This window comes from Tengunoibacter tsumagoiensis (assembly GCF_003967535.1).
In the GTDB taxonomy this organism is placed as follows: Bacteria; Chloroflexota; Ktedonobacteria; order Ktedonobacterales; family Ktedonobacteraceae; genus Tengunoibacter; species Tengunoibacter tsumagoiensis.
In genome coordinates, this window is the sequence record NZ_BIFR01000002.1 from 1,621,196 (window position 1) to 1,645,470 (window position 24,275).

At 50.7% G+C, this 24,275-nt stretch carries 9 protein-coding genes; 3 read left to right on the top strand and 6 right to left on the bottom strand.

Annotated elements, in window-relative coordinates:
- Positions 1–8 precede the first annotated feature (8 nt).
- From EL628_RS27035 to EL628_RS27060, 6 genes are all read right to left on the bottom strand, one after another.
- Positions 9–1,079: an HAD-IIIC family phosphatase gene (locus tag EL628_RS27035; RefSeq protein ID WP_126583086.1), complete on the bottom strand. Its 1,071-nt coding sequence runs from the start codon at positions 1,077–1,079 to the stop codon at positions 9–11.
- Positions 1,080–1,113: 34 nt separating this feature from the next.
- The gene (locus EL628_RS27040; RefSeq protein ID WP_126583087.1) at positions 1,114–2,256 is read right to left on the bottom strand and encodes an acyl-CoA dehydrogenase family protein; all 1,143 of its coding nucleotides are present in this window, start codon (positions 2,254–2,256) and stop codon (positions 1,114–1,116) included.
- Positions 2,257–2,301: 45 nt separating this feature from the next.
- On the bottom strand, positions 2,302–2,547 hold the full coding sequence (locus EL628_RS27045; RefSeq protein ID WP_126583088.1) for an acyl carrier protein: 246 nt from the start codon (positions 2,545–2,547) through the stop codon (positions 2,302–2,304).
- A 75-nt stretch (positions 2,548–2,622) separates the two neighbouring features.
- The gene (locus tag EL628_RS27050; protein ID WP_126583089.1) at positions 2,623–3,477 is read right to left on the bottom strand and encodes a 3-hydroxyacyl-CoA dehydrogenase family protein; all 855 of its coding nucleotides are present in this window, start codon (positions 3,475–3,477) and stop codon (positions 2,623–2,625) included.
- 40 nt (positions 3,478–3,517) lie between these two features.
- Positions 3,518–4,213, bottom strand: coding sequence for a response regulator transcription factor (locus EL628_RS27055; RefSeq protein WP_126583090.1), 696 nt, complete (start codon positions 4,211–4,213; stop codon positions 3,518–3,520).
- A gap of 144 nt (positions 4,214–4,357) precedes the next feature.
- Positions 4,358–5,470, bottom strand: a complete 1,113-nt coding sequence (locus EL628_RS27060) for a D-alanine--D-alanine ligase family protein (protein WP_126583091.1) — start codon at positions 5,468–5,470, stop codon at positions 4,358–4,360.
- A 398-nt stretch (positions 5,471–5,868) separates the two neighbouring features.
- On the opposite strand from EL628_RS27060, the gene EL628_RS27065 reads away from it, so the two are divergent.
- The 3 genes from EL628_RS27065 (at position 5,869) to EL628_RS27075 (ending at position 24,170) form a co-directional block, all read left to right on the top strand.
- On the top strand, positions 5,869–6,675 hold the full coding sequence (locus EL628_RS27065; protein WP_126583092.1) for a helix-turn-helix transcriptional regulator: 807 nt from the start codon (positions 5,869–5,871) through the stop codon (positions 6,673–6,675).
- 247 nt (positions 6,676–6,922) lie between these two features.
- Positions 6,923–13,558: a non-ribosomal peptide synthetase gene (locus EL628_RS27070; protein ID WP_161975803.1), complete on the top strand. Its 6,636-nt coding sequence runs from the start codon at positions 6,923–6,925 to the stop codon at positions 13,556–13,558.
- The gene (locus tag EL628_RS27075; RefSeq protein WP_161975804.1) at positions 13,551–24,170 is read left to right on the top strand and encodes a non-ribosomal peptide synthetase; all 10,620 of its coding nucleotides are present in this window, start codon (positions 13,551–13,553) and stop codon (positions 24,168–24,170) included. The genes EL628_RS27070 and EL628_RS27075 overlap by 8 nt, the downstream gene beginning before the upstream one ends.
- Positions 24,171–24,275: the final 105 nt, after the last annotated feature.

Genomic DNA, 24,275 nt, shown 5'->3' on the forward strand with positions numbered 1-24,275 from the left:
TTGTCCGCTTACTCTTTGATAATTACATCAACATAAGCTGGAAAAGGTGTTATGTGCGCCAGATCATGCTCGAAGAGGGTGAAATCGCCTTCTTTCATAATCTCACGGAAACCACCAAATTTATACGTGACTAACATCATGCGGTTACGGTTATTGGAGACAAATTCGGCACGAAGCGTGACACCAGCTGCACGCGCCTGTTGCATTAAGTAGTTCAGCATAATGGTGCCAACGCCACGCGACATCACGCGACAGGACATCAGCAGCAATTTGACCGTCCAGAACGTTGGCTCACACTCAACGAGCGCCAACCCGATGGTGCCATAGGTTCCATACTTATCATCCAGGCTGGAGACATAGAGCCGATGACGAGGTGAGGTGATAAAAGATTTCAGTTCCTCATAGGAGTAGGTGTAACCTGTTGTATTCAGTTGATGAGTTCGGATGGTGAGCTCTTCCGCACGCTGGAGCTCTGCTTCGGTACAGGGAGCAATCGTAAAGGCCATGTTAAGGGTCGCCAGAAACTCATCGCTGGGCCCGGTAAAGGTTTTTTCAGCCTCATCACGATTCATATCGCTGAGATACATATGACGTCGATTACGTGAGTCCTGTGTGATAAAGCGTGGCTGCATCGCCTCTAATGCGGGAATACTGGAGCTTTCGAGCGCGTCGATACAGAGCACTTCAGGCAGGGCAAAGGCCACCTCTTCCCGTTCAAAAGGCTGATCGTCAACAAACGCAAACGTATCAATGCCGATATTGAGCGCTTTAGCTATCTCTTTGATAGAGGAGGCCTTGGAGTTCCAGTTAATCTGCGGAAAAAGAAAATACTCTCGTATGCCAAATGCCTCGAGCCTGGCCAGAGCGGTCGCAGCATCGTTCTTGCTGGCAATCGAATGGAGAATGCCACGCTCGTCAAGCGTCTTGATGACCTCTACGACATCCTGGCGCAGATGAATTTCTCCATCTTCCAATAAAACGCCATCCCATAGGGTATGATCGAGATCCCAGACAACGCACTTAATGGACTTCTTTTTGGGAGGCTTCTCATTGATGATAACCCCTGACTCACTGACCATTACAGCTTCCTTTCTTGCTCAGCGCCGCTGCCACTCAGCGGCTCTGTTCCTGATATCCATACCGGGCAATGGTAATCTCCTGGATCTGGGTGCTCCCTTCAATGACCTCCATAACTTTGGCATCGCGAAGATAGCGCTGTACCGCGTAATACTCGCGACTAAAACCGTTTGCTCCATGGATCTGGAGAGCATCATTGGCTGCACGGACCGCAGCCGTTGAGGCAAAGTATTTCGCGACCCAGGTCTCCATGACAGTGCGTGGATCACCACCATCTTTTAAAAAGCCGGCTTGTAGACATAAAAGCCGCGCTGCTCTCGTGTCGGTCATCATGCGGGTGATAAGTTGCTGGATCAACTGGTGCTCTTTGAGTGGGACACCAAATTGTTGACGTGTGCTGGTATAGCGTAGACAGGACTCAAGGCAGGCCTGGAGAATACCCACTGATCCCCAGGCAACGGTATAGCGGCCACTATCAAGCGTGGCGGTTGCAACTGAGGCAAGCCCAAAGCCAATCCCACCCAGCAGCTGGGTACGTGGGATCAGGCAATCTTCCAGGGTAATCTCCGCTAACATCGAAGCGCTGGTTCCAAAGATACCATGGAGGGGACGGCGCGAAAAACCAGCGGCGGTGGCTTCGACCAGGAAGGCGGTGACGCTCCCTTTACACTGTGCAAAGATTAAGAAGAGATCCGCAATCTGGCCATAGGTGGTCCACTTTTTCTTGCCATTCAACAGATATCCCTTATCGGTTGGAACAGCGACGGTCTCAACACTTTTGGCATCGCTGCCAACATTGGGCTCACTCAGTCCAAAAGCACCGATGATCTCGCCGGTCGCTAATTTCGGCAGCCAGTGAGCCTTCTGATCTTTTGTTCCCCAACGTAAAATGGCAGATGCAACCATAGTGTGCACCGTCAACAGACTGCGTAGAGAGGAGCAACCACGACCAAATTCTTCACAGAGAAAGCCAAGCGTGATCGCGTCAAAGGCCGATCCACCATATTCGACAGGGATCGCCGCACCCAGGTAGCCAGCACGAGCCATCTTTTTAATCAGCTCTGGCGGCGTCTGCTCTTCTTGATCATACTGGTCTACAATCGGAATGACCTCTTCATCCACAAAAGCACGAAATCCTATCTGCCTCTGCTTCTGCTGGTCGGTTACCAGGTTATCCATCCTGTTCCTCATTCTTGAACGATCAAATCCGGCAGTGAGGGGAGCTTAAAGAGCGTTTACCGACTGCTTGCGCTCCACCAGGCTGACAATCGCGCGAATGGTGCGAAAATTGTCAATATCCAGATCATCATTATCAACGGTGATACCAAACTCTTTCTCGACAAAAAGAACCAGTTGCATGGCAAAGAGAGAGTTTACAAAACCCATGGCAAAAAAGTCTTGATCATCACCAAGCACAGCGCTATTAAAAAACTGCTGAAGAAAAGCTAATACTTTTGTACGAATCTCCATGGAAGGTTCCTCCTTGGCGAGAGTATTCAACGCTCTCGTATTTTTTTTCAGATGACAAACAATCAGAAGAATATATCAGGCGTATGTATAAAAACCTTTTCCGCTCTTACGGCCATAGAGGCCCGCGTCAACCATCTTTTGCAAGAGAGGGCAGCAACGGAATTTGGGGTCCTGATAACTCTGGTAGAGCACATCCAGCGTCTGCACAACAGTGTCTAATCCAATCAGGTCGGCAGTCTGGAGCGGGCCCATGGTATGTCCATAGCATTTGACAAAAATGTCGTCAACATCTTTCGGCGTTGCAACCTGGTCCTGCACCACAAAGGCAGCTTCGTTCATGAATAAGTGTGAGATACGGTTCGAGACAAAACCAGGATAATCATTGACAATGACCCACTGCTTATTCATCGCGGTCAATAGACGCTGGGTCACAGTAATGGTCTCCTCAGATGTATGAAAACCGCGAATCACCTCAACTACAGGCTTGAGGGGAACGGGATTCATAAAGTGGATCCCCAGAATCTGGGCTGGCCGTTTTGTGACCGCAGCCAGTCTGGTAATCGAGATGGCGGAAGTATTAATGGCAAAGACGGCATGCGATGGGCAGATCTCATCCAACAGGCTATGAATCTGTTTTTTGATCTCCCATTTTTCGGTTGCATTCTCAATCACAAAATCGGCATCCGTTAAGAGACCATAGTCTGTTGTGAAGGTGATACGATTGAGAATCGTATCGCTACTTTCCATGTCTTTCGTCTTACTCAGCATGCGCTGCATACGCAGATTCTTGCTAATCTCCGCTTTCGCATGTACTAAGATCGTCTGATCGATATCAACCAGAATCACTGAATGTCCAGTCTGAGCGAGATTATGGGCGACACCGATCCCCATAACACCGGCACCCACGACTCCTACAATCTGTTGAGACAAAGAGATACCTCCTTATAGACACTACAAATAGACGCTACAATTATGAACTATATCCCTCAATGAGCGAAAACAATCCCGTATGGTAAGCAGCAAAGAGCGCATCACGTTCGCAATGAACGCCTAGCTGATTATAAATATGCTGCCGATGTTTTCCCACAGTTGCAGGTGCAATACACAGAATATCTGCAATGGCTTGCTGATCATGGCCCTGACACATAAGGGTCAAGACCTCTCGCTCGCGTTTCGTGAGTGGCCCATTCACTTGATATTGAAGCTGACGGCATTGCCCTTGTACAAATGCCGCTTGCTCAAAGGTATAGAGCAGCCACCCACAGACGCGTATCAGGAGTTGGGCAATGGGAGTAGGGATCACCGGCTGATCAGGCTGCTGCGAATCACGAACAAGCGTGAGATAGCCATAGACGATATGATTGAACTGGACGGGAAAAGAGAGCAAGCTTGCAGCTCCCAATAATTGGTGTGGCGATCTTGTCTGGCGGCCCAGATGAAGGTGGGCATTCCCCTGCATCGTTTTCTCTACTTCCAGGCAGAGCCGTTGCGTGCATTCTTGCGTCTGCCCACAGATAGATTGCCCCAATTCTAATAGATGGGCAATCGAACGAATGCCATCCAGCGTTTTTATATCCCCAGGAGAGAGCTCTGGAAGCAGGTCTCTATTCAAAGCACCTGGTGCAAATCCAGAAAAGAGCGGGGCAGGTCTTGATACTGTTGTCATAAGTCACATCCCTTTCAGATGAACAGAGCAGCTCCATTTTCATATCTTTGTGTCTTTGTCTATGTTGCGCCTTGACGCACAGGATGGCCTCTGCTGATTCTCGGGCTTCTTCATATGTTGCTGGTTGAGCGGGAAAAATGAGTGCTAATTGCAATTATGTGCGCGTTTGAGACGGTGACGATGAGCATGTCGCTCTAGCGCAAGTTCGATGAGGCGATCAAGTAAATGGGTATAGGGTAATCCACTATATTCGCAGAGTTTAGAATACATGCACTGATTGGTCAGGCTCGGGAGGGTATTCACTTCATTGATGAATATTTTTTCGGTCTCTCGCTCGAGAAAAAAATCTACGCGGGCCATACCGCTTAAATCGAGTGCTTGAAAGGCCTGGATAGCAAGGAAGCGCATCTCTTCAACAAGGGCAGGTGAAATAGAGGCTGGCACAACGGTGTGGGAACGTTCATCCTGGTATTTTGCATAGTAGTCATAAAACTCGCCTGTATAGAAAACCTCTCCCACTGCGGAGACCATTGGTTCGTCGTTTCCTAATACTGAACACTCAAGCTCACGGCAATTAATCGCCTGCTCAACCAGAAACTTATGATCATATTCAACTGCGTTTTGAATGGCGCGGCGAAGACCTCCACGATCATACACTTTGCTGACGCCAATGCTCGAACCCAATGAGGCTGGTTTGACAAAATTTGGATATCCCAGGCGTTCCTCAACTGCATCCAGAATCCGTTCTGGCGAGATTTTCCAGATACTGCTCCGATAAGATAACGAATTGACGACAGGCAGGCCCAACGAGCGGAAGATCAATCGCGCTTTCTCTTTATCCATCCCCAACGCTGATCCCATAATTCCACATCCAACATAGGGGAGATCCGCCAATTCCAGGAGACCCTGAACCGTACCATCTTCACCATTCTGTCCATGCAAGACCGGAAAAACAACATCTAATCCCTCGCCTGGAGTAGACAGCTTGATTGATAAAGTTAATGCTTCGGGAAAGGTTTCAAAATTTTTCTGCCCAGACGTCTGACTACTATGCATATGATCTTCGGCTGCGATAAACTCTACTGGCTTTATACCCGGTAACCAGACGCCTTCTCTCGTGATACCAATTGGAAAAACGTCATATTTCTCGGCATCTAAGTGGCGTATCACTGATGCGGCAGAAAGAAGCGAAATATCATGTTCGCTCGAATTTCCGCCAAAAAGTAGCCCGACTCGTAATTTCCTTTGTGCTGGCACGAGGTGTCTCCTTTATTGATGCAATGATTCCTGCTATCCGTGCTTCTGCATCAGCATGCATAGAAAAACCCACCCCTGGATGCTCCAGTGCATCCATTTCCCTCATGAGTTGTCCAAACCCACCTCACCAGCTCTTCACCATCTTTGGTATTTACCCACATCTCATGTGCTTGTCGACAAGTTTCGCTGCCTCCAAAAGTTTCAAAAGTATATACTGTTCACTTTATACTATATATGTTTACACTTGTCAATACCAATACTACTTAGTTACAAAAATTACTCTAAATTCAGTAATATGCAAAGTTTACAAGATCACAACAATATGGTATAGTTTCAATAATCAGAAAAGAAAAAGGAGATGCTATTAGCAGAAACTGCTTTAATAGAAAAGACTGACAATGAATAATAATCAATCTTATTACACTGCCAGCGAGGCACAACAAAAACTTGGCCTCTCGAAGGCGATGTTTTTCCGCAAGGTCAATCAGGGCCTGATCCCCAAAGTGGTCCTTCCTGGTATGAAGCAAGGGATGTATCCCAAACGGGATATCAATGCTCTTGCTATGGCAATGAATATGGTGTTTGAACAATTTGATAAGATTGTCTTTTCTCGTTCAACGCCAGCCGATCAGGTTGAAGAGATGCAGATTGGGACGCGCTGCTTTGGCAACGATTTTATTACGCCGTTACCAGACCGCATCGCTTTTCAACAAAAATCGGAGTTTACGTTTCATTCGCTTAAGGTCAATGGGAATGTCGCTGGCTATATTTCTATGTTCTCTTTATCTGAACAGACGCTCGATGCGCTTCTAATAGGGCAAAAGATTGAGCGTGAGATTGTGGTCAAAGATATCCTCCCATTCTCTCGCTTTCATCCTTTTAGTGTCTATATTGATGTTATTGCTGTTGATCCAAATTTGCCACATCATGTTCGTAATCTCTATTCAGGGATCATCCTTTATCGTTTTATGGATGTTCTCATGCATCTTATCTCCAATGGCTATCAAATTACAACGCTCTATACTGTTACAACGACTGTTGAAGGCGATAATATGGTGCGCAAACTCGGCTTTGAACTGCTTGAGGGCAAGTCTTTAGCTCCCGGTCGCCTTGCATACCGCTTCGTGCTCGATGAAACAGGCATCAAAAAAATACGCGATCTAAGCCAGCGCGCCAGAGCAGCTTCTCGGAAAGCATTCAATTAAGCTGCTTGATGCTCTTTGCTTCTCCATCTTCTTGTCTTCAGCGCTTCGATGATGGAGAAATCTTTTTTTCTTGTCTCTTCTCTTTTTCTTTTCTCCTGAAAGAACACATTCCTGGCCTCATCTGCTTGAAAGAAGGTAGATAAAATACGCTCGCCTCTCCATGACAGTCCCCCTCTCTCACAGGTATGCTCAATGCAGATATCCAGATATCATAAATGTACCTCTTTCTGACGATTGGAAGTGCACTATGCCTGTACCAGATGATCTGGCAAAAAGACGGCAAGAGCTCTCTGCGAACAAACGCTCTTTGCTGGCAAAACGGTTGCAATCCCATGAGCCTCAGTCGCTCGTGCCTTCGTCCGTTGTGCAAAGACGGGCTGGTCTTGAGGCCCCTCTCTCCTTTGCACAGGAGCGGCTGTATTTTTTGCAACAGTTAGAGCCTCAGAGCGCCGCCTATCATGAAAGCATCGCTGTTCGCATCACTGGTACGCTCCATCAAGAGATTTTAGAAGAAACAGTAGCGACTCTGACAGGGCGTCATGAGCTCTTTCAGACCGTGTTACGAGAAGATGATGGGGTGATCAAGCAAGTGATCGAACCCTCTCTTCTTGTCAATCATCGGCTCGCTTCTGTGTCGATCGATGAGACGGAACCACAGGCTCGAGAGCGGGCTCTTCAGTGGCAGATCCAGCACCTGATCCAACGGCCTTTCCAGATGACAGAGCAGCTTCTGTGGCATGCGACGCTTCTTCACGTTGCACCAGATGATCGCGTCTTGCTGATTGTTCTCCATCATCTGCTCTGTGACGCATGGTCAATCGATGTTTTTATTCAGGAGCTTCATCAGCTCTATACTGCTCTGGTTGAGCAAAAGACGCTTCTTCTCCCGGCTCAAGCTCTGCGCTATGGCGATTATGCCTCGGCTCAACGAACCTGGCTGCAAGGCGCTCATTATGAACAGTTGCTCGCGTATTGGAAAAAGCAGCTGGCTGGCTGTCCGCCCTCTCTCAATCTGCCAACTGATTTCCTACGCGGCGCTCACACGGGTCAGAAAGCGGGCTATCTCCCACTCTCTTTTTCAGCTCAGGTGACCCGTCAGATCCATGCGCTGGCTCAGCAGATGGGGGTGACGACGTTTATGATCCTGCTGAGTAGCCTCGTTGTTCTGCTGACACGCTATTGTCAGCAGGATGAGGTGGTGATTGGGGTCCCCGTTTCTGGACGAGACCACCATGATCTGAAGCAGGTGTTTGGCCTCTTTTTGAATACGATTGCGCTCAGGATCTCTGTTGCAGATCGACCAACGCTGGCAAAGCTGATTCAAAACGTTCGCCAGGTGACTCTGGATGGCTATGCTCATCAAGAGATGCCGTTTGAAAAGCTGGTTGAAGAGCTCCATCCTCAGCGTCTCCTTACTCAGAGCCCGCTGTTTCAAGTCATGCTCGATCTCCAATACCGCTCAGAGATCGAACGGACACGCGCAGAGTATCAGTTGATTCCTCTCCAGCTCAATAATGACTATGCCAAGTTTGATCTTTCGTTTGGCTTGCGCGAGCAGGAGCAGACACTGAGTGGACAGCTTACGTATAATCGCGATCTCTGGGACCAGACGACGATGCAACAACTGCTCACCTACTGGTTGACAATTATTCAATCGATGGCAACCTATCTCGAGCAACCAGTTAGCAGTCTTCCTATCTGGATACCAGAGACTGGCTCGTCTCTCTCCTCTCGGTCTTTCTCTCCGCTGGTTGTACAGCAGGTCTTCGAACAGCAGGTTCATCGGTCAAGTACGAAGGTGGCGGTACTCGCTCACGAGCAATCTATCAGCTATGATGATTTAAACGCCTATGCCAATCAGCTTGCCCATTATCTTGTGCTTCATGGTTTACGGCCTGAGCAACGGGTGGCGCTCTGTCTCGAACGTTCTCTCGAGGCAGTTATTGCGCTGTTCGCTATTTTGAAAGCCGGGGGCACCTATGTCCCGCTTGATCCTCAGTCACCTGCTGAACGGATCGCGTTTCAGTTACAGGATTGTGCGGCAACCTATCTGCTTACCAGCCCTCAGCAGGTTCTGGATTTTGCTGGCTATGGTGGGAAGATCTTGCCTCTTGCATTGTCTAGCTGGATGTTCTCTGCTTATGACCAGACGAATCTTCAATGGTCTGGCTTTTCACAGCAGCTCGCTTATCTGGTGTATACCTCCGGCTCAACGGGGCAACCAAAGGCTGTGGGGGTCTCACATGAGGCTGTTATGGATCATCTTTCCAGTGTCCAATCGGTCTTTGGGATTCACTCGGAGGATCGCGTCTGGCAATTTGCGTCGCTGGCCTTTGATGTGTCGTTGGAGCAGATCTTTACGACTTTAGTGAGTGGGGCCACACTGATTCTGCGATCGGCTCTCTGGGATGCTCATGACCTGACAGACTATGTGAAAAGATCAGGGCTCTCTGTGCTCAATATTCCGCCTTCTTATTGGTATGAGTGGATCACTGATGAGCAGGTTCAGAACAGTCTGGTGGCTCCCAGTTCTTTACGGCTGGTTATTCTGGGTGGTGAAAAGGTACGACCTGAGGCTGTACAGCTCTGGCATACAACGGCCTTACGCACCGTCCAACTCGTGAATGCCTATGGACCAACCGAGGCGATTATTACCTCTTCTGTCTTTGATCTGACACATTGGTATGCCACCCTGCACACAGACCATCTTCCAGTCAGGACACCGATTGGCCATGCGCTGCCCGCAAGAAGGTATCTGGTGTTAGATGAAGAAGGGGCACCTGTTCCTCCTGGTCTCGTTGGTGAGCTGGCTATTGGTGGTCCATTGCTTGCTCGAGGCTATTTTCAGCGACCTGATCTTACGGCGGAACGTTTTCTTCCCGATCCTTTTACTACTGAGCCAGGGGCCCGGCTCTACCGTACTGGCGATCGCGTGCGCATGCTTCCTACAGGGGCGCTAGAGTTTCTGGATCGCTGTGATGCTCAGGTAAAGATACGGGGCTTCCGCGTTGAATTGGGGGAGATTGAAGCGCTGTTGCGCTCTCATCCTCTGGTCAAGGAGGCGGTGGTCATTGCTCAGGCATTGGATCAGGAGGCGCTCTGTGCATATGTGACGACCCTGGGAGAGGCAACACAGGAAGAGCTGTATCAATTTTTGGCTGGTCTGCTCCCAGGCTATATGCTTCCAGGTCGGATCATATTTCTACCGACCATGCCGCTCACGATTCAGGGAAAAGTGGATCGTGCGGCCCTGCCACTGCCTCGTGAGGTTGTTGCAGTTGTTGCTACAAATGGCTTTCAAGCCCCTGAGACGGCGCTACAACAGGCGCTGGCCGAACTGTGGAAGGAACTTCTTGCGGTGCCTCAGGTAGGTGTCGCTGACCATTTTTTCAAACTGGGTGGACATTCTCTGCTTGCTATCCGCCTTATCTCACGTATCAGACGCGATCTCCAGGTGGAGCTCCCTCTTCTGACGATCTTTGATGCGCCTACACTGGGCGCAATGGCGCGGGAGATTGAGCTGTTGCTACCTGCGCGACTTCATGATCTTTCCCCAGTTCTTTCCCATCCTTCCACACAGGTTGAGCATAACCAGGCACACAGGCTCTCATTTTCACAAGAGCACCTCTGGTTTCTGGAGCAGCTCCACCCGAACACGGGTCAGTATCATCTCTCATTTGCTTATCAGGTTGAGGGAGATTTCCGCTTTTCGCTCTTTACACGCGCTCTCGCTGAGATTGTACGTCGACAAGAATGTTTGCGAACGGTTTTTCGCCTTGAGGCAGATGGGCCTCGTCAGATCGTTCTTCCTGCTCTGACGATTCCAATACGACAGCTATCTGGTCTGGCGACGCAAGAACTTGAACCGTATCTTACTCAGGAGGCATCGCAACCATTTGATCTGGAGCAGGGGCCGCTGTTCCGCGTGCTCTGGCTCGAACTGGCTCCTGACAGGGTTCTGCTTCAATGTACGACGCACCATAGTCTCTTCGATGGCTGGTCGATCAGCGTTTTCTTGCAAGAGCTGCTTTCACTCTATAGTGCCTTTTCTCAGGAGCGGCCCAGCCCACTGCCAGAGCTTCCCTGCCAATACCGACAGTTTGCCGCCTGGCAACGCTCTCTCGCCACTGGTGAGTCCTATGGACATCAGCTTCGCTACTGGCAAGAACATCTGGCTGGCGCTCCTCCGCTTCTGGCTTTGCCGCTCGATCATGCCAGGCCAGCTGTCCTCAGTGTATGTGGCGAGCGGGTGACCTACAATCTTCCGGTTTCTCTTGCTCGACAGATCCGTGATCGCAGCCAGCAAGAAGGTGTGACACTCTTTGTGATGCTGTTGGCCGCGTTTGAGATCCTGCTGGCCCGCCTTAGTGGTCAGACGGATATTGTCGTTGGGACCATTGTGGCACATCGTCCACGGCTGGAATTTGAGGCTCTGATCGGTTTGTTTGCCAATACACTGGTCTTACGGACGACTCTGACGGGAGAGCCTACGTTTCGCGAGGTGCTCGCTCGTGTTCGTCAGACGGTATTAGATGCCCAGGCCCATCAAGAGGTTCCTTTTGCACATCTGGTGCAGGCTCTTCAGCCGGAGCGTAGTTCAGGCTATCATCCTTTGTTTCAGGTTGAATTTGGTCTGCTTGAAGATCTGATCGAGCAGCGGCGATTAATGTCTTCAACACGCCAGCTTCTGGATCTGACTATCAGCCCGGTCCCTATTGCCATTGAGACGGTAAAATTTGATCTCAGCCTATTTGTTGAGGTTCATGCAGAAGAGATGGAGCTCGTGGTTGAATACGCGACTGCTCTCTTTGAACGCTCAACAATTCTCCGTCTCATGGGATATTTCCAGACACTTCTCGAACAGATTGTGCAGGCGCCTGAGCAAAAAATCACGAACTATACACTCCTTACTGCCAATCAGCCCCTTACGTCTCCCCTGCCGGAGGAGACGTTTCTCCAGGCCTTTTCTCGGCAGGTGGATCGGACACCCGGCGCGATTGCAGTCCTGGCAGATGGGCAATCGCTAACATATCAGGAGGTACAGTCGCACAGTGATCGGGTAGCTCAGGTTCTCTTGCAAGCAGGGATACAACCAGAGGAGCCGGTCGCCTTGCTGGCAGAGCGCAACATTGCGTTTCTGATCATGTTGCTCGCTATTTTCAAGGCTGGCGGGGTCTATCTGCCACTTGATCCCGGGCTGCCCGGCCAGAGATTACACCAGATCCTTGTGCAGAGTCAGACACGCTTTGTTGTAGCCGCCCATGCTCTCTGCGCTACAGTAAACGCTGCGTTCAAAGAGCTGCCGCTCATACCAACCCTGCTGGAACAGGAGACGTTGCTGCACGATGCTGCTTCACTGCTTCTATCTGCTCATGAGCAGATAGAGCTCCCTGCGCTCTCTTCTCGACAGTTGGCCTATATTATCTATACCTCGGGCTCGACTGGCGAGCCCAAAGGAGCGATGATTGAACACCTGGGCATGCTCAATCATCTCTATGCAAAAGTACAGGATCTTGCCCTGACAGCCGAAGATTGTGTGGCTCAGTCAGCATCTCAATGCTTCGATATCTCTCTCTGGCAGTTCCTTGCTGCCCTGCTTGTGGGGGGCCGTATTGCTATCTTGCCCGACATCATCACCTATGATCTGAGCCAATTACTTCAGACAATTGAGGTCGCACAGATAAGTATTTTCGAGACGGTCCCTTCACTCTTACAGAGTATGCTCCAGGAGTTAGCGCGTCAAGAAGAAGGGCGCTGGCCTTTGACGTCCTTACGCTGGCTGCTATTGACTGGAGAGGCTCTTGCGCCTCGGCTCTGCGCCGATTGGTTTGCATATTATCCTGCTATTCCGCTCCTCAATGCCTATGGACCAACAGAATGCTCCGACGATGTGACACATTGCCGTATCGAGCAGCCACTGCCCATTCAACAATTCTCTGTCCCATTAGGCCGACCAGTTCTTAATATGGAGCTCTATCTTCTGGATGCCTCGCTGCAACTTGTACCTCCTGGGGTGATTGGGGAGATCTATCTTGGAGGTGTGGGAGTCGGTCGTGGCTATCTTCATGCTGCCGATAAGACGTCAGCTGCCTTCCTCCCGCATCCTTTCTCTCATCAGGCTGGAGCACGCCTCTACAAAACGGGGGATCTGGCACGCTATACGGCGCAAGGAGAGCTAGAGTTTCTTGGTCGAAGCGATCAACAGGTGAAGATCCATGGTTTTCGCATCGAATTGGGGGAGATTGAGCACGTTCTTCGTCGCTATACAGTCATTCGCGATGCGGTGGTCCTCGTTCGGGAAAACAGACGTCGCGAACAACGACTGGTGGCTTTTTTCAGTGTCCAGCAGAGCATTGATCTTCAGGATCTACGCGAATTTTTACAGATGCACTTACCTGCCTATATGATTCCTGGCTCTTTTGTGCTTTTGGAGAAGCTGCCACTCAATGCAAATGGCAAGATTGATCGTCATGCACTGATGGAACTTCCGGTGCCAGAAGAGTCAGAGTACGAGCAGGTGATCCTGCCCCGTACTGCTCTAGAAGCGGTCCTGGCAGAGCTCTGGAGTGAGCTCTTAGAGCGTCCTCAGATCAGCGTTTACCACAATTTCTTTCTCCTGGGTGGCCATTCGTTGCTGGCTATTCAGTTGATTTCACGGCTGAATCAGATCTTCCAGATTACCTGTCCTGTCCGCCATATCTTTGAAGCCCCGACCATTGCAGAGCTTGCTCCTGTCATCCAGCGCTATGAAGCGAGACCGGGACAACTCGAAAAAATTGCGCTGGTCTTTCAGCAGATTACGCAGCTCTCGACAGATGATGTCGCGCGCTTACTGGACAAACGCAAGCGAGCAGAACAAGAAAGCGAGACGGCACATGGTTGATACGTCAAATAGAGCGTCTTTTACGCCCAATCCTCAGCAGCAAAAGAGCTCTCTCAGCGAGAAGCTTGCTCTTCTTGAGTACCTGCTTCAGGAACAGGAGATTGAGCGAACGCCTGCTGCCCCTGTCTTCGAGGCAAGGCCTGCCACAACGCCTCTCTGTGCCTCTTCAAGCCAACAACGTTTCTGGTTTCTGGACCAGTTGTACCCTGGGAGCGCTTTATATACAGTCATCTCTGCCCATCACTTACATGATCAGATAGAGAGCCGCTTTCTTCAACAGAGCATTGATTGCCTTGTCGAACGATATGAGATCCTTCGCACGCTCTTCATCAGTGCTCCTGATGGCCGCTGTCAGCCGCTTGTCCTCCCGACGCTCTCTGTTCCTCTGCTCTGTAAAGATCTCCGTCAGCTCTCGCCTTCGGTTCAGCAGTATCAATTCTCTACGTTCATGAAAGCCCAGACGCAGCACCCCTTTGAGCTGTCTCAGGGACCTCTACTCCGTTGTTCACTGCTACAGATTGCCGATGATGAATATGTTTTTATACTGGCTATGCACCATAGCATTACCGATGAGTGGTCGATCCAGCTTTTTTTGCGTGAACTTATGCTCTGTTATGAAGCCTATCGTACACAGCGTGCACCAGATTCTGTTGGACGCCAGATCTTTCAATACTCGGATTTTGCCTACTGGCAACAGCAATGGCTGGCAAGTCCGGCGCTGCAAGAGCTTCTCACGACATGGCGCAAGGAGTATCTTGGAGAGGCTTCGCAGCAGGATGCCTTCCCATATCTGGAGCTACCAACAGATTATCCACGCGCAACCACATCGTCGATCCATGGAGCCATACGCTCACGTCTCCTGCCTTCTGCGCTGGTCTCACAGCTAAAAACGGAGAGTCTCAACCAGAATATGACGCTTCCAACGTTCTTTCTGGCAGCATTTTTCCTGTTGCTTCAACGCTATACCCGGCAAGAAGATCTCGTCCTGGGTATGCCTATCACCGGACGCACACGTGTGGAGTTCGAAACAATGCCTGGATGCTTTGTCAATACACTGGTTGTGCGCTGTCGTCTGACACAGGATCTCTTCTGGCGGGAATGGCTTGAACAGGTGCAGCAGGCCATGCTCACTGCCTACAATTATCAGGAGCTTCCCTTTGAAAAGATCATCGAGAGTCTTTCTCTTGAACGCTCACTTCAACAGCATCCACTCTTTCAGGTGCTCTTCTCCTATCAGAATCCAGTCCCTATTCAGCAGGATATGCAGCATCGAGAAGTCCGATCATTGCCGGTGGATACAGGAACGGCCAAGTTTGATCTCTCTCTGTTTGTCTATGAGACCGCCAGCGAGCTCCGGGTAGCATTTGAATATAAGACAGATCTGTTTGCTTCGGCCACGATTGATCGTATGCTGACGGCCTTTTTGCATCTCTTACAGGAGTGTGTGAGCCAGCCAGGCTTACGCTGTCGCGAATTGTCGTTGCAACATGCACAGCAGGTGCAGCACTCCGCCCCTCCTCGGGAGGATCAATCCTGTACCAGTCTCAGCGAGCTCTTTGAACAACAGGTCAAACGCGATCCAGAAGCAATTGCGCTCCGTTATGTTAACCAGCAACTGAGCTACCGACAACTCAATCAGGCGGCAAATCAGCTAGCTCGTCAACTTCAAAAACTCAATGTGGGCCCTGAGATGCTGATTGCAGTCTACCTGGAACGTTCCTGTGAGTTTGTCATTGCACAGCTTGCGATCCTGAAAGTGGGAGCTGCCTATCTCCCACTCGATCCTGTGAATCCACCTGAACGTCTCATGTTTATGCTCAATGAGAGCCGTTCGCCTCTCCTTCTTACACAGTCCAGCCTGTATGAAACGATCGCTGAATATCACGGAACTATCGTTTCCATTGATCAGCTTGCCCGAGAACAGGATGAGTCTTCAGAGGCCAATGACAATCTGGCCCTCTCACTGAACCCTCAGCAATTGGCCTATGTCATCTATACCTCGGGTTCAACCGGTCAGCCCAAAGGAATTGAGGTAGAACACCAGCAAGTCATAGAGCTCTTAGCTGCGACACAGAGCTACTTTCAATTTACCAGCCAGGATGTCTGGACGCTCTTTCATTCGTTTGCCTTTGATTTTTCTGTCTGGGAGCTATGGGGAGCCCTCTCAACTGGAGGCAAGTGCGTTATTGTGCCACCATCGACCGGTCGCTCACCTACAGAATTTTGGACGCTGATCTGCAATGAACAAGTAAGCGTGCTTAATCAGACGCCAACAGCTTTCCAGCGGTTACTCCAATCAGAAGAAGTTACCAATGAGCTCGCGAAAAGCTCCTTGCGGTGGATCATTTTTGGTGGAGAACGGCTAGATTTTGCCAGCCTTCTTCCCTGGCTTACGCACAATCAAGGGCAACTTACACAGCTTGTGAACATGTATGGAATCACCGAAACAACCGTCCATGTGACGCTTCATCCCATTGATGAGCAAGAGATTCATCATCCAGTGGGGAGCATTCTGGGCTCAGAATTAGCGCACGAGCAGCTCTATCTTCTTGATGAGCAGCTGTGCCCTGTTCCAGATGGAGTGGCCGGTGAAATATATGTAGGCGGGCGAGGCGTTGCGCGTGGCTATCTCCATCAGCCAGCGCTTACGGCGACACGCTTCATACCACATCCTTTTTCGACGGAACCAGGGGCACGGCTCTACAAAAGTGGAGATCGCGCTCGCCGTCTGGCCTCAGGAGAGCTGATCTATCTTGGACGGACCGATCAACAAATAAAGCTGCGCGGATTTCGTATTGAATTAGCGGAGATCGCTCATACATTACAACTCCATCCGGAGATTCAAAAAGCGGTAGTGCTGCTGGATAGAACCCAAAAGACGAACGAGCAGATAGTTGCCTATCTCATTCCCAGACAGGAGGAGGCATCAGAACAACTGACCCATCATGCGTTGCGACAGTATATGCAGGAGAGACTTCCAGACTATATGAATCCAGTGCACTATTTCTGGGTGGAACATTTGCCGCTGACGGCCAATGGAAAGTTGGATGCTCAGGCCTTACTCCAGTTACCACAGACGCTGACCGCTTTGAAAAGTGGCACCGTGTATAGCCCGCCGCGTACGGCTGTAGAGCGGTTGCTCACTACGATCTGGGAACAGGGATTGGCGCGGTCTCCAATTGGTATCCATGATAATTTTTTTGCGCTTGGTGGGGATTCTATTCGGAGCCTTGACGTCATTGCGCGGATGAAGCGGCAGGGGCTTTATTGCTCGCTTCCTCAGCTCTTTCACTATCAAACGATTGCTGAACTTGCCGACCATATATCTCTCGCTGAACAGCCTGCCCCGGCTGTGGTGCTGCCTTTCAGCCTGCTTGAGGCAGACGATTATGTCGGGCTTCCTGTCACAAGTACAGATGCTTATCCCCTCACGCTCTTACAGCAGGGCATGCTCTACCATATGGATTGGACCCCTGAACGTCCACTGTATCAGAATGTGTTTAGCCTCCATCTCCAGGGCCCACTTCACTATCCAACCTTCCTGATAGCGATACAAACGATTGTTGATCATCATGCTATTCTACGTACTACCTTTGATCTCACAACCTATTCACGACCTTTACAGATTGTCCATGCGCAAGCCGTTCTGCCCTGTCCACTGACTGACCTTAGCCACCTGGCCTTTGAGGAGCAAGAAAAACAGCTTGCTACTTTTTTACGGGCTGAGGAGAGCAGGCCTTTCAATCTTACCGACCCTCCTCTCCTACGCTTTCATGTGCATGTGCGGTCTGACCAGACCTTTCAATTGACGATGACTGAGCATCATGCGCTATTGGATGGGTGGAGTCTCCATCTCCTGCTTGCAGAGCTCTTTTCAACGTATTTTCTGCTCTTACAGGGCAAGGCACTCCCACCCAGGAGCGCTGAGGTGCCTGCCTTCCGTGATTATGTTGCTCGAGAGCAGGCGATTCTCCTTGATCCTGCCTATCGTGATTACTGGTACCACAAACTTACACACACGCACACGCAGCCGCTCCTGCCAACCTCTATTCCAGGTTCCGATGGACGTTTCTATTATGCTACCCATCTCTTTACGCCTGAGGAGAAAGCAGGTCTGCGCCAGTCAGGCTTAACTGTTGGAGCGCCTCTGAAAAGTGTGCTGCTCGCAATCCACTGTAAGGTTATGAGCCTGCTGAGTGGATCAACGGAGATTATTACAGGGCTGACCTGTGAAGGGCGACCTGAGGAGATCGGGGGAACACAAACGTGCGGGCTCTTCTTGAATGTTGTTCCATTTTGCCTGTCATTGCGGCAAAGTACCTGGAAACAGCTTATTCAAACGACCTTTGCCGAGGAATGTGAACTCCTGCCCTTCCGTCAGTATCCTCTGGCAGCGATCCAGAAGGAGCATCCACTGGTCCTGGACACGCTGTTCACCTATCTCCATTTCCATGCTCTGACACCTCTCAAACAGGCTCATAACTTTACTATTCTGGAAACTCGGCGGCACGAACAGACTAATTTTGCCCTGAACGCCAGCTTTTCGCTCGATCCTTTTACTGATGAGCTCAGCCTGCTGCTCGATGTCGATACCACGCGGATCAGTCCAGCGTTAGCAGATACTCTTCTGACTTGCTATCAGCAGGTGATAACCAGTATGCTCCGCAATCCTGAAGCAGACACAAGGCAATGCTTTCTTCCTTCACAGGACTATCAAGATCTGCTCATTGATTGGAATATGACGGCACAAAGCTATCCTGCGGATGCCTGCCTGCATGAACTCTTTACCGCTCAGGCAAAACGTACGCCCGAGGCATGCGCAATCCATTCGGCGCAAGGGACGATAACGTATCGTGAACTTGATGAGCAATCTAACCAGCTTGCCCATCTGCTCCGACAGTACCATGATGTAGGACCAGAGACGCCAGTAGGGCTCTATCTCGCTCGTAAGCCTGCACTGGTAGTTGGGCTTCTGGGCATTCTAAAGGCCGGGGGAGCGTATGTCCCACTCGATCCTGCCTATCCACGCGAACGGTGTCGCTGGATCTTCCAGCATGCCCAGGTCAAGTTGATCATTACACAATCAGAGCTCACCAGTGAGCTTGCAGATAGCTCTTGCCCGTACCTCTGCATCGATAGCCAGCATTCCGAGCTTTCTCGCCAGAGCAGAGCTGCACTGGCAAGCAATACGACAGCCATGACAGGCCAGCATCTGGCCTATATTATCTTTACCTCTGGCTCAACTGGCGATCCAAAGGGAGTTATGATCTCTCATCAGTCACTCATAAACTATGTGTTCTGGAGCATCGAGGCTTATGGCGTCTCCCACAAAGCGGGGGCCCCGGTTCATACCTCACCTGGTTTTGATTTAACGGTGACGAGCCTTTTTCCGCCTCTAATCACAGGCAAGACGCTCTTTTTCCTCTCTGAACAAGAGAGCAGTACAGAGCTTCAACAGCTTCTGAGCACGACTGAGCTCTCTCCTATTAAAATGACGCCCGCACATCTTCAGCAGTGGCAGCACCTGCTGATAGAACAAGAAGAACTGCCGCCTATCGAAGCGCAGACCCTGGTTATCGGTGGTGAGGCTTTGTACGCCGAACAATTAGCATGGTGGCGTCACCTCGCGTCAGCAGCTCCTTTGCGCTGGATCAATGAATATGGTCCAACAGAGGCCACAGTCGGTTGCTGCGTCTATGAGCTGCCACTCTCTTTTCCCCAGGAGGGCTCTGTCCCCATCGGCAGACCCATCGCTAATACAAGACTGTATGTCCTGGATGCTTTTTTACACCCTGTTCCTCGAGGCTTCCCCGGTGAGCTCTATATTAGTGGAGCGGGACTGGCTCGTGGCTATCAGCAAGCTCCGGAATGGACGGCTGAACGGTTTCTCCCTGATCCATTTCAGCTCGAGCCAGGACAGCGAATGTATCAAACAGGTGATCGTGTACGTTTCCTGCCCGATGGAACGCTTGAATATCTGGGACGCCTTGATGAGCAGGTCAAGTGGCATGGTTTCCGGATTGAACTCCGTGAGATCCAGTTGGCCCTTACACAGGCGGCTATTGTACAGGAATGCTGCGTCTTAATGCGCAAGACGTCTAATGGAGAGCCTCAAATCGCTGCTTATCTTGTCCCTCAGCCAGATGCGGTCGTATCGGTCAATGGCTTGAGAGATTTTCTGGCTACCAGACTGCCCTATTTTATGGTACCGGGCCTCTTTTTTGTGGTCGAAGCATTACCTGTAACTGTCCATGGCAAAGTTGACCATGCGGCGCTCTTACAGATCTCAGAAGAGCACCTTTTACGCACTGAACAGACTATTCGTCCCCAGACATTTCTCCAGATAAAGCTGGCTGAGATCTGGCAGAGAACACTCTCAATTGAATCAATTGGTATCCATGATCATTTCTTTGCATTAGGTGGAGACTCGCTCCTTGCAACGCAGGTGATCGCCCGCATGCGAAGCGAGCTTCAGATCACTGTTCCACTACGAATACTCTTTGAACAGCCGACCATTACTCAGCTAGCAACGAGCATCGAGGCACGACAGGCAGCGACGGAAGAGGCTGACCCACTCACAGACTCACACATTCCCCGGCGCAGCAACGATGGCCCGGCACCCCTCTCTTTCTCGCAGCAGCGCTTATGGTTTCTCGATCAGCTTCAGCCCTTGAGCACGACGTATACGATCTTTGAAGCGCTTCGTCTTGAAGGTGCGCTCAATCCACGCCTTCTGATCCAGAGCTTTGAGGCAGTCATCCAGCGTCATGAAAGTTTGCGCACGCGGTTCCAGGTCCAGGATGAGCAACCCGTTCAGATAATCCTCCCTTCGCAATCGTTTGACCTGCAAGAGATCGATCTTTCTCTTCATGCATCAGCAGAGGAAGAGCTGCAACGGATCGCCAGGGAAGAGTCCCAGCAGCCCTTTCATCTGGCAACCGGTCCACTCTTACGAGGGCGTCTGCTTTATCTGCAACCACACACCGCCGTTCTGCTCGTAAGTATCCATCATTGTATTGCGGATGGATGGTCCCTCCAGATCCTTTGGAGAGAGGTAGCGCTGCATTATCAGGCCTTCTTGCAGCAAGAACAGCCTCAAATCGCTGCATTACCGCTTCAATATCGGGACTTTGCCATCTGGCAGCAACAATGGCAGCAGAGCGCTCACTTTGAGCGACAGCTCGCCTATTGGAGGCACCAACTGGCCGGGGCCCCTCCGCTTCTTGCTCTGCCAACGGACCATCCAAGGCCCCCCATTCAGACTACTGAGGGAGCTGAATTGAACCTGATCATCAATCCAGACGTAACGGCGCAGCTTAAAAAGCTCTGTCAGCAAGAGCATTGTACCCTTTTCATGCTCTTACTAAGCGCCTGGAACATTGTTCTTCATCGCTATAGTGGCCAGGATGATCTTCTCATTGGGACCACCATTGCAGGTCGCACACACAGCGAATTAGAGCCACTGATTGGCTATTTCGCCAATACAGTGGTTCTACGCACAGATCTGGGAGGAGATCCAACCTGCCAGGAGCTCCTACAACGGGTGAAAGAGGTCGCACTGGCCGCCTATGCACATCAGGAGATGCCATTTGAAAAAGTGGTTGAAGCGCTTCAACCAGTCCGTAATCTCAGCTATAATCCAATCTTTCAGGTACTCTTTGTATTCCAGAATCTGCCACCATATACGCAGCAATTCGCCGATATTACCGTCCATCCAACCACGCTGGCAGCGAAACAGACCGCTCGCTTTGATCTCGCACTGGCCTTAGAAGAGCAAGACAGTGTCCTTATAGGGACCCTCGAGTATCAAACGGCGCTCTTTGAAGAAGTCACTATGCGCCGCATGCTTGCGCATTTTCAGACGATACTCTCCGCTCTGGCAACCAATCTGACCCAATCCATTCATCAGCTTCCTATGCTAACGCCACCGGAACTCGCGCTCGCTCTTCAGCAGCAGGAACAGAGCGATGACATACGACCAGCAGAGTATCTTCCCCATCGCTTCATTGAACAGGCGAGGCGTACTCCTCATGCGCAAGCGCTGATCACAACGCAGGGGACCCTGACCTATCAGGAACTTGACCAACAATCCAATCAAGTGGCGCATCTGCTCCTGAACAAAGGTGTTGGTGCAGATGTACCTGTAGGGATCTGTCTTCCACGCGATTGCCGTCTCATAATCGGGCTTCTGGGAATCCTGAAAGCCGGAGGAGCCTACGTTCCCATCGATCCAGATTATCCAATCGAGCGTCAACAGTGGATCTTGCAGCATGCTCAGATCTCACTCCTCCTCACCCATACACAGCCTCCTTTCGCTCTGGAACAGAGAGTAGAGGTTCTTATCATAGACGATGATCATTCGGAGTATCAGCACCAGCCCCTCCTTCTGGTGCCTCCATCCCTTCATGGGCAGCAATTAGCATATAGTATCTATACCTCTGGCTCAACCGGGCGGCCTAAAGGCGTCATGATTACCCACGATGCCGTACGCAACATCCTGTCCTATATGCAGCATAAACATCAGATTTGCGAGCAAGACACGATCGCAGCATTGGCATCATTTGCCTTCGATATGTCGATCCCCGAACTCTTTCTTCCGCTTATCAGCGGAGCCAGGCTGCTATTGATTGAACAGACCATTGCCAGAGATGGCCAGAGATTGCACTCTGTCTTACAAGAACACCACGCCACCTTGATGCAGGCAACGCCTACCACCTGGCAGATGCTCTTACAGCTCGGTCTTCCCTTACCCTCGCTCCATACCATGATTAGTGGAGCCGAAGCCCTCCCTCAAGAAGTAGCCACGCAACTGCTCCATTCCAGGGGGGCAGAGGTCGCCTTCTATAATTATTATGGACCAACAGAGACAACCGTCTGGTCAGCAGCTCAGCAGATTACTGCCCACTATCCATCTGTACGGATTGGTCAGCCGATTGCTCATACCCGTCTCTACCTCCTTGATCGCTATCTTCAACCAGTCCCTATGGGGGTCATTGGAGAGATCTATCTCGGAGGCAGCGGACTGGCTCGTGGTTATCAGCACCAGCCAGAGCTTACAGCCGCAAGCTTCATCCCAGATCCATGGAGCTCCGAGGAGAGACCCGGGCTCTGCCTCTACAAAACGGGCGATCTGGCCCGCTATCATACGGATGGGTCGCTCGAATATCTTGGGCGCAGCGATCAACAGATCAAAGTCCATGGCTTCCGCATCGAACCCGCAGAGATTGAGGCTTTGCTCGAGCAACATCCAGCCATCGCTCAGGCGATCGTAGTCGCGCAAACCTATGCAGAGCATGAGAAGCGTTTAGTGGCCTATCTTATCGCCAGAGCAGGGTCCAGTTGCACCTCCACGCAATTGCGCTCATATCTGGCTAGATCACTGCCAGACTATATGCATCCAACAACATTTCTCTGGCTACAAGCCTTCCCTCTTACACCTAATGGCAAACTCGATCGTAAACAATTAAGTCAGCACAATGGCAAACAGTATGAGGAGGAAGGAAGGATTCCGGCACGCGATGCTCTGGAATGGCAGCTCGTTCAGATCTGGCAAGAGGTATTAGCCACCCGACCAATTGGCATCAATGAGAATTTCTTTGCTCGCGGTGGTAACTCTTTTTCCGCCGTTCGCTTGATGAACCGTATTCGCCAGCAATATAGCTATGAACTTCCGCTCTCGCTGCTCTTTCAGGAAGCAACTATCGAGCAGCTCGCCGCCATACTCCGTCAGGAAAAAGGGGAAACAGAGCTGACGCCGCTCGTTCCCATCCAGGCAGGGGGCAGCAAACGACCGTTCTTCTGTATCCACCCGGGCGGCGGTGGAGTGCTCTGCTACCGTGAGCTGGCTGAAGTTCTGGGAGAGGAGCAACCATTCTATGGTCTTGAAGATCTGCGTCAGTATCAAGAGACCATTGATGAAAGAGCAACCATTGAAGATCTTGCAACCACCTATGTGAGGGCAGTTCAGCTTCAACAGCCAGCGGGTCCCTATCTGCTCGGTGGCTGGTCCTTTGGAGGCATCGTGGCATTTGAAATGGCTCAACAGTTGCAGAAACAGGGAGAAAAAGTGGCCTTACTTGCTCTCTTTGATTCCCAGATACCAGACGCTCAACTCTTACCGCTGGATGAAAGTGGTGAGCTGCTCCACTTTGCCCACGAACAGGCTCGCTCCGAAGGGAAAGCGTTCTCGCTTACTGAGAGCGAGCTGAAGCAACTTGCTCCTGCTGAACGCATTCCAGCTATCCTTCACCAGATTGAGCAGGCTCGGCTCGACTTGCCAGAGATAAGCCTCCCCTGGCTTGAGCGCTTCTTAAGACTGGCAAAAGTGGGCAGAGCCATGCTTCAATCCTATCAGCCACAGCACTATGCAGGTCCACTTATTCTCTTCCTGGCACAGGAGCGGGCTCATCAAACAGCTGCTGATCGGATCGCTGCACAATGGCAAGCGCTCGCTATTGATCCCATCAAGATCTACAGCACACCTGGCACACACGATACAATGATCGTTCAGCCACATGTCGATTACCTGGGGCGCAATCTGGCAGAGGCAATAGCGCGATCGTTAGAGAGCGAGGAGGAAAAAGGCGATCCTGCAATGATGCATTTCAGCTAAATGATCAAAAAGAAAGAAGAAGTAAGACAGGACTTGAAATTCTTGCAGGTCCTCTCATAGAAAAGATACCGCCAATAACAGCGGATCGAGAAAAGGATGGTTATA